Raw genomic sequence first — 11938 nt, forward strand, 5'->3', positions numbered from 1 at the left:
GCTTACCCGGGCAGCGACCACACGAATGCGACGGTGAACGGATGTCCGCGCAGCTCGGCCCATTTGGGCTTGCGCACGAGCCACGCGTCGTCGACCAGTGCCTCGGCCATCTCGGTCAGTACCCAGCCCGCCGCCAGCGCCGCCGAGACATGTTCGCCGATCAGGTGCAGGTGGGTGCTGATCGCCACCGGCACGCCCGATTCCGGTGTGTAGTGGGTCGGCATCCCGGTCACCATCATGAACTGCGGGTGGTAGCTGACCATGACACAGTGCGCGCCGGGCGCGGCCAAGCGCCGGGCCTCGGTATAGAAGGGCGTCAGATCTGGCAGGTGCTCATCGATCAGCGATGCGATCACCAGGTCGTAAGCCCCACCGGCCAAACCGGTTTCGCGCACATCGGCCTGGGCGAGGGTCGTGTGCGCGCCGCGGGCGCGGGCCAATTCCAGCATCCCCGCACTCACGTCGACCCCGTCGATATGCGAAACGCCTTGCGCTCGTAGCCAACCCCCGGTCCGCCCGGTTCCGCACCCCAGATCGGCCGCCCGGCGCATTCGCGCCCACTCCGGTCGGCGCAGCCGCTCCAGCAGCGCCGAATCCATTTCGTCCATGACGGTCCGGTCGTATGTCGGCGCCCACCCGTCGTATCCGGTGGCCGCGTCCACCATCGGATAGTTGCGTCGATCGAAATCCGCGAAGGTCGGCATGGGCGGGAGTATTCACCTTCGCCCCGGACCCGGCCAGCCGATTTTCGGGCCGCCATCCGTCCGGATACCTGGAACCGATGCGCCCCGCGATCGACGCCGGTGGTACGCCGAGCGGCCTGTGATACCGGCGACAAAACCGGGGCGCGCCGTCGGTAACCACCCGTATCCTCGGAAATCGTGGATTTGTCGATGGCCCGGGTCGCGTTCGGCGACGTGCAGATCGCCTACCGGGATTCGGGGGCGGTCGACGAGGTGCCGGTCGTTCTTGTCCACGGTATGGGCGGGGACGGGCATACCTGGGACCGATTCGCCCGCACCCTGGTGCAGGCGGGGCGCCGGGTGATCATTCCCGATCTGCGCGGCCACGGCCGCAGCTCACATGCCGAGTCGTATCTGTTCGCCGAGTTCGGCGCCGATGTGCTGAAGCTCTGCGATCAGCTGGGACTGACCACGGTGGATCTGGTCGGGCATTCGCTCGGCGGCTACGCGGTGTCCTGTGTCGCGCAGGAGCGGCCCGAACTGGTGCGCAAGCTGGTTATCGAGGAATGTCCGCTACCGCTGCGCTCCGGCGCTGAAGAACTGACGCTGACCAGGCGTTTCCCAACCGTGCCTGAGCTCTGGCACGCCGCAACCAGCCTCATCCGGCATCCGCGCGCGGTCTTGGCCTTCGATCGCGCCATGACCCGGACCGCGCTGGAACAATTCCGCAAACCGAACCCGGAATGGTGGGACCGGCTCTCCGATATCAGCGCGCCGACGCTGGTGCTGCGTGGCGGCCCCGGTGGCATGGTCGATCCGGTGAAGCTGGCGGTGCTGTACGCCGCCGTCCCCGATTGCACGGTTACCGCGTTCACCTGCGGGCACAGCATCCACCGCGACCGCTACCACGAATTCGAGGCGGCCGTTCTGCCATTCCTGGCCACCGCGTCGCGCTGAGTCCGTGGGCGTCGCTCGATCTACAGTGAAACTGTGCCTCCAGCCGACCGTCCGATCTTTTTCCGCGCCGACGAGCAGTCGGCGCGAGAATGGCCGATCGACCACCGTGCCTCGGCCGCGAGAAGGGCGCTGGGATGAGCTCGTCGGGATTCGACGCCTCCGCCTTCGAACGCATGACGTGTTCGGCGGCGGCCGCCGTCGGTGTACCGCTGCCGGGCACGGCGACCCAGGTGACCGGATGGTTGTGCATCGAACAGCCGGGGTCCTGGGGGCGCGATGTGATCGGCGACGAGGTGCTCGGCGCGGAGATCACCGGGGAACTCGCGGCCCGCACCAAGGCCGCGCATGTCCGGCCGACCCTGATCCGCAGGCCGGGACGCCATGAATTCGACGGTGTTCGTACCGTCCTGATCGCGAGTTCGCGCCCGGAAGACTCCTGGTGTGAGCGCTTCGAGATCACCGACCTGAAGCAGTTGCTCGATCTGGACCTGCACCTGCTCAACGGCCCGGCGCCGCGGATCGGTGCGCCGGTGCACGATCCGCTGACCCTGGTGTGCGCGCACGGCAGACGCGACCAGTGTTGCGCGCTGCTCGGCAGGCCGATCGCGGCCGACCTGGCGGTCAGGTATCCGGGCAAGATCTGGGAGTGCTCGCATACCGGCGGCCACCGTTTCGCGCCCGCCCTGGTATTGCTGCCCTCCGGGCTGACCTACGGCCGTGTCGGTTCCTCCGCCGCCGCCGAAGTGGTGGAGGCCGCCCTGCGCGGTGCGGTCTCGCCGACCGGCCTGCGCGGGCGCAGCTGCTACAGCCCCGTCGAGCAGGCCGCCGAAATAGCCGTCCGCGCGGTGATCTCCGCGGGCTCCGACGATCTGGTCGTTCACCTCGAACCCGACACCGCCGCCACCGAGGCCGATCCCACCTGGGCGGGCAGTGCGGTGGTGGTCCATCGGGACGGTCGCCGCTGGCGGGTGCGCGCGCACACCGTCGCCTTCGCCCCCCGCAAAGCCAGTTGCGGGGCCGCGCCCAAACCGGTCACCGCCGTCGTGGCCGACGAACCCCTGCCGCTCGACTGATCCGGCCCGGCGGCGTCGCCGGCGAGCTGTATCCCGGCGGGGCGCAGCCGGATTCGAACGCCGGGCGGATTCGGCTCCGGCTCGGAGGCGGGTAGTGTTCGGATGGTGGGGATGTCGGCCGAGGGAGGGCATGGAATGACGCCGTGGGAACCTGGAATGCACCATCCGCAGCAGTCCGCTCCGCCGGATTACTCGCCGAAGCCGGTGTCGCCTCACGAACCCCGGCAACCCGGATCGGGTATCCAGCCGGGAGAATCACAAAGCACGGCGGTGCAGCGGTATCTCGCCGCCGTGACGCACCACATGACCATGGGGCGTTTGCGGATAGCCCAGAGCCCGATCGGTCCGCTGCCGTGTCTGACCGGCGTCGGTTCCATTGTCGCCGCGTCGGAGTTTCCGATCGAGCTCGCGGTCTGCGTCGCCACCCTGGACGAGGTGTCGCCCGCCGCCGTCCGCGACTTCCGGCGGCAGGTCAACGAATTCGCCCGATCCTTGCGCGGGCGTAGCGAGTTCGCCGAGCGGGTCGGCGCAGGCGCGGTGGCCGCCCTGGTTTCGGAACGCGTGGATCCCGCCGCCCTGCGCGCGATGAAGAACAAGCTGATGAGTTACGGATCGTTGGTCGTGCCCGCGGTGGTGGATCTGGGGAATCGGCAACTGCATATCGCGTCGAACGCCCCCGTGATCGGTCGGGTGGTGTGGAACGAGATCCGTTCGCAGGCCCGCGATTACCTACCGGAACCCCGCCTGGTCCTCGGCTGAGCCGACCGCCTCCACCGCCCCCTGCGCGGCGGAGGTTGTCGGTCACCAGTGGGTACCGGGTACCCAGCGCGCGGCGCGGCGTAACGCGGTGCCGGTGACGCGACGCGCCGCGGATTGCTGGCGATGCTCCGGGTGTGGCTGCGGGGCAACGGATTCCGTTGTCTCCTCGATCTCGGCAGATTCACCCTTGGCGGCTGGGGAATCGGGGAGTGCACGGTAGTAGCGGTGCAGGATGCGATCGCGGATGCCGGGGGTGACCAGGGCGCCGTATTCGGCGAGGGTGCCCAGCGGTACGTCGATGCGCTTGGGGCGTTCGGTCAGGGCGCGCACGATGGTCGCGGCCGCCCATTCGGGGGATTCGGACGGTCCCTGATCGCCGCTCGGCGTGATCATCGGGGTGCGCACCAGCGGCATATGGATGGTGGTGAAAGTGACGCCGTCGGCCATGGTTTCGACCGCCGCGACCTCGGTGAACTTATCCAGCGCCGCCTTGCTCGCGAGGTAGGCCGAGAACCGAGGGGTGGCGACCTGTACACCAGCGCTGCTGATCTGGACGATATGGCCGAATTTGCGTTCGCGCATCTGCGGCAGTAGCGCCAGCGTCATACGCAGCGCGCCGAAGTAGTTGACCGCCATGGTGCGTTCGAAGTCGTGCAGCCGGTCGGTGGAGCGGTGGATGGCGCGCCGGATGGAGCGGCCCGCGTTGTTCACCAGCATGTCGACATGACCGTGCTCGTCGAGGATGGTCTTGACGGTCTGGTCGACCGATTCGGAATCGGTGACATCGCACTGGTAGCCGTAGGCCTTGCCACCCGCGGCCCGGATCTCCTCGACCACGCCCGCGAGTTCGTCACCGCGGCGGGCGAGCAGGAAGACGACGGCGCCCTTCGCGGCGACGGCCAGGGCCGCGGCCCGGCCGATACCGGAGGAGGCGCCGGTGATCACCACGTGGCGACCGGTGAGGTCGCGGTTGCGACGGGTGCGGCGGATCCGCGCGCGCGGGTCGGCGTCGGCCGCGCTGCTCCCACCCGGGGGAGTCTCGGACCCATCGGCCCGGCCGCCGCCCCTTGTCGAGTCGGTGCCCGACGCTGCGTTCATCGCTGCTCCTTTGCGGTCGATTGGCACGAACTTACTCTGAAGTAAGTTTACCTGCCAAGTGGTGCTCGTCACATCGCGATGCGGTGTCGGCCGATCGGGCCGGTGCGGCGGCGGGCCGGGTTGTGCGGGACGGTTCGTCCGATGCCGGCGGATTGCTGTCCGGTGGTCTTACGGGCAGTGCTACGGGCGGCCGCGGGCCATGCCGGACCGCGGTCTCGACCCTGGTGACGGCGTGGATTCGAAGATATTCCGGTGGAACGCTTTTGGCGCATGATCGGTGGCGGGGAGCCCGGCTGGGCAACCCTCGCGCAACGGCTCGCCGAATCCTTCGAACAAGCCTCGAATCTATCGAACATATGTGCGATACTCGTGCGCATGGCGGACGATCGGATGGCGGATATCTTTGCCGCGGTGCGGCTCGGCAGTGCTGACCCGGGGGCGGCCCGGCGTGCCCTCCGGGTGCTGTGGGATCAGCTAGGTCCGGCCGGAGATCCGTTGCAGCGCTGCGTGGTTGCGCATCATCTGGCGGTTCTGCAAGATGCGGCCGATGAGGCGCTGGTCTGGGATCAGCGAGCGCTGGCCGCGGTCTTCGCGCCCGGCACCCCGCTGGATGACGGCCTGCGCTGCTTCCTGCCCTCGCTGTATCTCAATCTGGCCGACAGCCACCGCCGGATGGGCGACTTCGATGGCGCTCGAATGCAGTTGGCTATCGCCCGGGGGCACCTCCGGGTTCTGGCGGACGACGCCTATGGCGAGATGATCCGTTCCGGTCTGGATCGGGTGGAAGCCGGACTGGATGCCGGTTCGACCGAGCGGCTCGCGGCGGAGTGAGGGCGGTCTCGTAACCTCGTCGACTAGCGGTTTCCGGGGTGAATGGCGGAAATTGGACGTGTGATTATGCCGAATGGATAGCGATTCGGCGGCGATCGGCGGATCGATGCATGACTCCTCATCTATCGAATGTATGTTCGATAGATGAGGAGGTGGTGTGTCGGTGGGCTGGGGTAATGGGCCGCCGTCGTGGTCCGAGATGGAACGGGTGCTGTCCGGGCGCCCCGGACGGACGAATCCGGAGGCGATGTACCCCGGCGACGGCGGGGACAGCCCGGCCTGGTCGCGCAAGCGCGGCGAATACCTGGCCGAGCCGGTGGCCCGGGTCGAGGGCCCGGCCGTGCCCTATGCCGAGTTGCACGCGCATTCGGCCTACAGCTTCCTCGACGGTGCGAGCCAGCCGGAGGAACTGGTGGAGGAGGCGGTGCGGCTCGGGCTGGAGGCGATCGCGCTCACCGACCACGACGGTTTCTACGGAACTGTGCGTTTCGCCGAGGCGGCCGGGGAGTGGGGGATGCCGACGGTATTCGGCTCCGAGCTGTCGCTGGGATCCGGATTCGCCGCCGCCCCGGCGACCGGATTCGAGCGCCGGTCCGCGGCGGAATCCGCTGAACAGTACCGGGATTCGGCGGATCTGTTCGGCCGGTTGCCCGAATCGGCGGGTGGCTCGGCCGAACGGTTCGAGGATTCGGCGGAGTTGGCCGAGCGGTTCGGCGGCGCGGCGAGAGGCTCCACTCGCACGGACGGTGCGGAGGCGGCCCGGCCGGGGGATCGGCGCGGGCACGTCGACGCACCCGATTCCGCACCGCGCACCGGATCACCGGATCCGGCCGGTCCGCATCTGCTGGTGCTCGCCCGCGGCCAGGAGGGGTATCGGCGCCTGTCGCGCGAGATCTCGGCCGCCCACCTGGCCGCGGGCGAAAAAGGCATTCTGCGCTACGATCTCGACGCACTCACCGCGGCGGCGGGCGGGCACTGGCATATCCTGACCGGCTGCCGAAAGGGTCACCTCCGGCAAGCCCTCGAACAGGACCTGCGGGCCGGGGATATGCGGCTGATGGGTGCCGAGGCGGCGCTGCGCGACCTGATCGAGCGGTTCGGCGCCGACCGGGTCGGCGTGGAACTCACGCACCACGGCATCCCCGAGGACGATGAGCGCAACGCCCACCTCATCGCCCTCGCCGACCGTCTCGGCCTGCCCGTATTGGCCACCACCGGAGCGCATTTCGCCGGTCCCGGCCAACGCCGCCGCGCCATGGCGCTGGCCGCGATCCGGGCAAGGCAGAGCCTGGACGATATCGCGGGCTGGCTGGCCCCCACCGGCGGCGCGCACCTGCGTTCCGGCGCGGAGATGGCACAGCTGTTCGCGGCCGGGGCCGGGCGTGCGGGGTTGCGCGCGGTGTCGAACGCGGCCGAACTGGCCCGTGAATGCGCCTTCGATCTGCGGCTGATCGCACCGAAGCTGCCGCCGTTCGACGTGCCGCCGGGCCATGACGAGAATTCCTGGCTGCGCACGCTGACCCTCGAAGGGGCGCGGCGCCGCTACGGTCCGCCGAGTGGGAATCCCCCGGCCTATCGGCAACTCGAACACGAACTCGCGATCATCACCGAACTCGGTTTCCCCGGTTACTTCCTGGTGGTGCACGACATCGTCACCTTCTGCAAGGACAACGACATTCTGTGCCAGGGGCGGGGTTCGGCGGCCAATTCGGCGGTCTGCTACGCCATCGGGATCACCAATGTGGACCCGGTCGCCAATCAACTGCTCTTCGAACGGTTCCTCTCCCCGGAGCGCGACGGCCCGCCCGATATCGATATCGATATCGAATCCGATCGCCGGGAGGAGGCGATCCAGCACGTCTACACCAAGTACGGCCGCGAATACGCGGCCCAGGTGGCGAATGTGATCACCTACCGCGGCAAATCCGCGGTGCGCGATGCCGCTCGCGCACTGGGGTTTTCACCGGGGCAACAGGATGCCTGGAGTAAGCAGGTGAGCCGCTGGACCGGCGTCGGCACCGAGACCGGCACCGATATTCCGGAGCCGGTGCTCGAGCTGGCCGCCGAAATCGAGGGACTGCCACGGCATCTCGGTATCCACTCGGGCGGCATGGTGATCTGCGACCGCCCCGTCGCCGACGTCTGCCCAGTGGAATGGGCGCGTATGCCCGGCCGCAGCGTATTGCAGTGGGATAAGGACGATTGCGCCGCGGTCGATCTGGTGAAATTCGACATGCTCGGTCTCGGTATGCTCTCCGCGCTGCACTACATGATCGATATGGTGCGCGAGCACAAGGGCGAGACGGTCGAGTTGCACCGGCTGGACCTGAAGGAGGCCGCCGTCTACGAGATGCTCTCGCGCGCCGATTCGGTGGGCGTTTTCCAGGTGGAGTCGCGCGCCCAGATGGCAACTCTGCCCCGACTGAAACCGCGCAACTTCTACGACCTGGTGGTGGAGGTCGCGCTGATCCGGCCCGGCCCGATCCAGGGCGGTTCGGTGCATCCGTATATCCGCCGCCGCAACGGCCGGGAAAAGGTCGCCTACGACCATCCGGCGCTGAAGAATTCGCTGGAGCGCACCCTCGGGATTCCGCTGTTCCAGGAGCAGCTCATGCAAATGGCCGTGGATGTCGCCGGTTTCACCGCCGCCGAGGCCGATCAGCTGCGCCGGGCCATGGGTTCCAAACGCTCCCCGGAACGCATGGAGCGGCTCCGGGAACGGCTCTACCGGGGTATGCGCGAACTGCACGGCATTACCGGCGAGGTCGCCGACCGCATCTACGAGAAGCTGTACGCGTTCGCGAATTTCGGTTTTCCGGAAAGCCATTCGCAGAGCTTCGCCTCGATCGTCTTCTACTCGGCCTGGTTCAAACTGCACCACCCGGCCGCCTTCTGCGCGGGCCTGCTGCGGGCCCAGCCGATGGGTTTCTATTCGCCGCAATCGCTGGTCGCCGATGCGCGCAGGCGCGGCGTGCTGGTGCACGGGCCCGATATCAATGCCAGCCGGGCCGAGGCCACCCTGGAGCAACGGGGCGCCCAGGTCCGGCTCGGACTGGCCGCCATCCGTCACATCGGTGACGGACTCGCCGAAAAGATCGTCACCGCACGGGAATCCGGTCCCTACACCTCCTTTCTCGACCTGGCCGGTCGCGTGGAACTGACCGTCCCGCAGGCGGAATCGCTCGCCACCGCTGGCGCACTCGGCAGCCTCGGCATTACCCGGCGGGAGGCGCTGTGGGCGGCGGGCGCGGCCGCGGCCGAACGACCGGACCGGCTGCCCGGCACCGGCGCCGCCACCACCGCGCCCGCCCTGCCCGGTATGAGCGAACTCGAACTCGCCGCCGCCGACGTCTGGGCCACGGGAGTCTCCCCTGGCAGTTATCCGACGGAATTCCTGCGCCCGCAACTGGATGCGCTCGGTGTCATCCCCGCCTCGGGGCTGCTCGAAGTCCCCGACGGTTCCCGGGTGCTGGTCGGCGGCGCGGTCACGCACCGGCAGCGGCCCGCGACCGCCGCGGGCGTGACCTTCCTGAACCTGGAAGACGGGACCGGCATGGTGAATATCGTCTGCTCGGTCGGTCTGTGGGCCCGCTATCGGCGTCTCGCGCAGGGCGCTGCGGCCCTGCTCATCCGCGGCCGGGTGCAGAACGCCGAGGGCGCGGTCAGCGTCGTCGCGGAACATCTGCAGCGCATGGACCTGCGCGTGGATTCCACCTCGCGCGACTTCCGTTGACGTACGGTGGTACCGAATGCCGCCGACGGACGGGGTAAGCGCAGCGCATGCACGCAGACCTACCCGGTGACCGGACCCCGGTATCACGCCGCACCCGATTCGCGACAGCGCTTGTCACACTGCTGGTTTCCTTGCCCTCGACGGTGCTGGGCGGGCTGCTGGTCTACGGTGTCGGCGCCCTGTTCGGACCGTGGCCCGCGGTGGGCCTGACGCTCACCTGGCTGCTCTGCGGCACCCTCATCCCCGCGCCGACCGCCGAGATGGCGCCGCAGATCTTCCGGGTGCGCCGACCCGAGCCCGCCGAGCACACCGTCCTGATTCCCGCCTGGCACAACGTCACCCGCGCCGCGGGAGTGCGCGGCGCCGCATATTCGCTGTGGATCCAGGACACCGACCACCTCAATGCCCTGGCTGCCCCCGGGCGCATTGTCGTCGCTACCGGGTGGGCGGTCGCCGCCCTCGGACCGCGTGAACTGGAGGCCGTGCTCGCTCATGAACTCGGCCACCATCTCGGCGGCAGCCAGCGCGCGCAGATGCTGTCCTACTGGTACGCCCTTCCGATCCGCGGCATCCTGGGCGGCTATCGGCGGATCACCTGGCTGTTCGCGGTTTTCGTCGCCAAAGCCGCGCACGTCGCCGGATTCGTCTCGCTACTGCAATTCCTCGGCGTGCGAAAGGCCATCGAGGTCATCGGAATCGGGGTGTTGGTGCTGAGCCGGACGCTGGTGCTCGCCGCCGCGGCCGTCGGTTTGCTGCTGGTCGTTGGGGCGCCGGTGGCGGCGCCGCTGGCGCTGGCGATCATCCTGGAGCCGTTCGCGCAGCAAGCGCAGCGGCGGCGGGCCGAGCTGCGCGCCGACCAGGTCGCCGTCGATCTCGGGTACGGCCCGGAGACCTACGCCGTCCTCGACCTGTGGTTACGCCGCCAGCGACCACGGCGTGCCCCGAGTCGGCTCGCCCGGCTCCTCGACTCCCACCCGCGGATCGAGACAAGGATCCGCGCCGTCGAGATCCGGATGGGCCACGAGCCCACCGAATGATCCGCCGCGGAAATGCCGAGTGACCGCGGTCATCGCAGCGGCTACCCTGCGAACATGCGGAAGCTTGCGGTGCTGTGCATCGGTCTCCTGGGTTTGACGCTGCTGGCCGGCTGCGGTGCCGACGAATTGTCATCGACCTCCGACAGCAAGACCATGGCCACGGCGGCCCCCGCGATCGTGCCGCCCGGCCTGCGGGAACAGGCGCCCGCACCCGCCGACAGCGGCGGACAGGCCCCGGATGCGTTCTCCCGCAAGGAGATTGTCACCGGCAGCGTCGACATCACCGCGGACGATCCGATCGCGGCGGCGGCCGAGGTCGCCGACCAAGTGCGGGTGCTCGGCGGCCGGATCGACAGCCGCACCGAGCAGCCGGGCACCGACGACACCGATCCGAGCGCCACACTCACCGTGCGGGTGCCCGCGGATAAGACCGACGCATTCGTGGACGGTCTCGGCGGCGTCGGCAAGGTCACCCGGGTCAGCACGAATCGCGACGACGTCACCATGCAGTGGGAGGATCTGGACGCCAAGATCAAGGCATTGCAGGCCTCGGTGGATCGACTGCGCGCCCTCATCGCGGGCGCCACCAACACCGCCGACCTACTCGCCGCCGAGAACGCGCTCTCCAGCAGGCAGGGTGAACTCGACAGTCTCACCGCGCAGAAACGTCACCTCGACGATCAGGTCGCCCTCTCCAGCCTGACCGTCGACATCACCGCGACCGAGAAGAAGTCCGATGACAATGGGCCGACCAATTTCTGGGACGGCATCGTCTCCGGCTGGAATTCGCTGGTGGATTGGCTGAAGGACGTCATCGTCGTCACAGGTAAGGCGATTCCGTGGCTCGGGTTCCTCGTGGTGCTCGGCGCGGTGGTCTGGGGCATCGTGCGCCTGGTGCGGCGGCGGGGTCGGCCCGCGGCGGGTCCGGCAGAATCGGATGCCGGGCCGGGTACGCCGACCGGCGATGCGACACCGGCGAAGGCGGAGCAGCCGGAGCCGGTGAGTCCGGCGAAAGTCGTTGAGCCCGAGGCCGAGACAGGAGAAGGACGTGCCCCCGACGGTGGTAAGGGCGACGATCAAACCGAACAGCCGTAAGGGCCCGCTCATCGAAACCCTCGACGACGGCACCCTCCAGCTCTATGTCCGAGCCCCCGCCGTCGAGGGCAAGGCCAACAAGGCCGCCATCGAACTTCTCGCCGACCACTTCGGCGTCCCCAAGAGCGCCGTCCGCTTGGCCGCGGGCGCCACCTCCCGCTTCAAGCGTTTCGAAGTGGATCTCTAGGCCGCCTAGACCGCGCCGGGGAACCCGTGCTGCCGCCACGCCTCGTACACGGTGACCGCCGCGGCATTCGACAGATTCATCGAACGCCGCCCCGGCAGCATCGGGATCCGCACCAGCTCGGTCAGGTACGGATCCGCCAGGACCTCCGCGGGCAGCCCGGTGGGTTCGGTGCCGAAAAGCAGCACGTCGCCCTCTCGATAGGCGATATCGGTGTAGCGGGTGGTGGCCTGGGTCGTGAATGCGAAGACCCGATCCGGATCCAGCGCCTCCCAGGCCGCCGCGAGACTCTTGTGCACCGTCACCGATGCCAGATCGTGGTAATCCAGCCCTGCCCGCCGCAACTTCGACTCCGAGAGATCGAACCCCAATGGCTCGATCAGGTGCAGCTCACACCCGGTCCCGGCAACCAGACGAATCGCATTCCCGGTATTCCCGGGTATGGCGGGCTCATGGAACATCAATCGGAACACAGCTGACCAGTCAAC

10 protein-coding genes and 1 pseudogene are annotated in these 11938 nt (G+C 68.6%); 8 read left to right on the plus strand and 3 right to left on the minus strand.

Translation table 11 applies throughout. The annotated features are described in order from the left end of the window. Positions 1 to 2: 2 nt before the first annotated feature. Positions 3 to 704: a class I SAM-dependent methyltransferase gene (locus AB0H61_RS07210; RefSeq protein WP_357300382.1), complete on the minus strand. Its 702-nt coding sequence runs from the start codon at positions 702 to 704 to the stop codon at positions 3 to 5. Positions 705 to 881: 177 nt separating this feature from the next. On the opposite strand from AB0H61_RS07210, the gene AB0H61_RS07215 reads away from it, so the two are divergent. From AB0H61_RS07215 to AB0H61_RS07225, 3 genes are all read left to right on the plus strand, one after another. Continuing rightward, positions 882 to 1640: an alpha/beta hydrolase gene (locus AB0H61_RS07215; RefSeq protein ID WP_357300383.1), complete on the plus strand. Its 759-nt coding sequence runs from the start codon at positions 882 to 884 to the stop codon at positions 1638 to 1640. Positions 1641 to 1774: 134 nt separating this feature from the next. Further along, on the plus strand, positions 1775 to 2713 hold the full coding sequence (locus tag AB0H61_RS07220) for a sucrase ferredoxin (RefSeq protein ID WP_357300385.1): 939 nt from the start codon (positions 1775 to 1777) through the stop codon (positions 2711 to 2713). A gap of 270 nt (positions 2714 to 2983) precedes the next feature. Then, positions 2984 to 3472: a hypothetical protein gene (locus AB0H61_RS07225; RefSeq protein WP_357300386.1), complete on the plus strand. Its 489-nt coding sequence runs from the start codon at positions 2984 to 2986 to the stop codon at positions 3470 to 3472. A gap of 42 nt (positions 3473 to 3514) precedes the next feature. Here the strand turns inward: AB0H61_RS07225 and AB0H61_RS07230 are convergent. Beyond that, positions 3515 to 4435 (minus strand): annotated as a pseudogene (locus AB0H61_RS07230) (SDR family NAD(P)-dependent oxidoreductase); the annotation flags it as partial. A 387-nt stretch (positions 4436 to 4822) separates the two neighbouring features. Between AB0H61_RS07230 and AB0H61_RS07235 the strand changes: the two are divergent. From AB0H61_RS07235 to AB0H61_RS07255, 5 genes are all read left to right on the plus strand, one after another. After that, the gene (locus tag AB0H61_RS07235) at positions 4823 to 5401 is read left to right on the plus strand and encodes a hypothetical protein (protein WP_357300387.1); all 579 of its coding nucleotides are present in this window, start codon (positions 4823 to 4825) and stop codon (positions 5399 to 5401) included. A 163-nt stretch (positions 5402 to 5564) separates the two neighbouring features. Beyond that, positions 5565 to 9134 (plus strand): error-prone DNA polymerase, encoded by a 3570-nt coding sequence (locus tag AB0H61_RS07240; RefSeq protein WP_357300589.1) that lies wholly within the window; start codon positions 5565 to 5567, stop codon positions 9132 to 9134. A 47-nt stretch (positions 9135 to 9181) separates the two neighbouring features. Continuing rightward, positions 9182 to 10171: a M48 family metalloprotease gene (locus tag AB0H61_RS07245; protein ID WP_357300389.1), complete on the plus strand. Its 990-nt coding sequence runs from the start codon at positions 9182 to 9184 to the stop codon at positions 10169 to 10171. Between the two features lie 54 nt (positions 10172 to 10225). Continuing rightward, on the plus strand, positions 10226 to 11266 hold the full coding sequence (locus tag AB0H61_RS07250) for a DUF4349 domain-containing protein (protein ID WP_357300391.1): 1041 nt from the start codon (positions 10226 to 10228) through the stop codon (positions 11264 to 11266). Further along, complete coding sequence (locus AB0H61_RS07255) at positions 11220 to 11453, plus strand: DUF167 domain-containing protein (protein WP_357300393.1); 234 nt, start codon at positions 11220 to 11222, stop codon at positions 11451 to 11453. Before AB0H61_RS07250 ends, AB0H61_RS07255 begins: the two co-directional genes overlap by 47 nt. Before the next feature lie 5 nt (positions 11454 to 11458). On the opposite strand, the gene AB0H61_RS07260 is transcribed toward AB0H61_RS07255, so the two are convergent. Continuing rightward, positions 11459 to 11923, minus strand: a complete 465-nt coding sequence (locus AB0H61_RS07260; RefSeq protein ID WP_357300395.1) for a tRNA (cytidine(34)-2'-O)-methyltransferase — start codon at positions 11921 to 11923, stop codon at positions 11459 to 11461. Positions 11924 to 11938: the final 15 nt, after the last annotated feature.

It is taken from the genome of Nocardia sp. NPDC050710 (assembly GCF_040654375.1).
GTDB lineage: Bacteria > Actinomycetota > Actinomycetes > Mycobacteriales > Mycobacteriaceae > Nocardia.

Bases quoted from the DNA above. Each gene is read 5' to 3' on its own strand.
- AB0H61_RS07210 (WP_357300382.1), bottom strand. From the start codon at position 704: ATGCCGACCTTCGCGGATTTCGATCGACGCAACTATCCGATGGTGGAC.
- AB0H61_RS07220 (WP_357300385.1), top strand. From the start codon at position 1,775: ATGAGCTCGTCGGGATTCGACGCCTCCGCCTTCGAACGCATGACGTGT.
- AB0H61_RS07245 (WP_357300389.1), top strand. From the start codon at position 9,182: ATGCACGCAGACCTACCCGGTGACCGGACCCCGGTATCACGCCGCACC.
- AB0H61_RS07250 (WP_357300391.1), top strand. From the start codon at position 10,226: ATGCGGAAGCTTGCGGTGCTGTGCATCGGTCTCCTGGGTTTGACGCTG.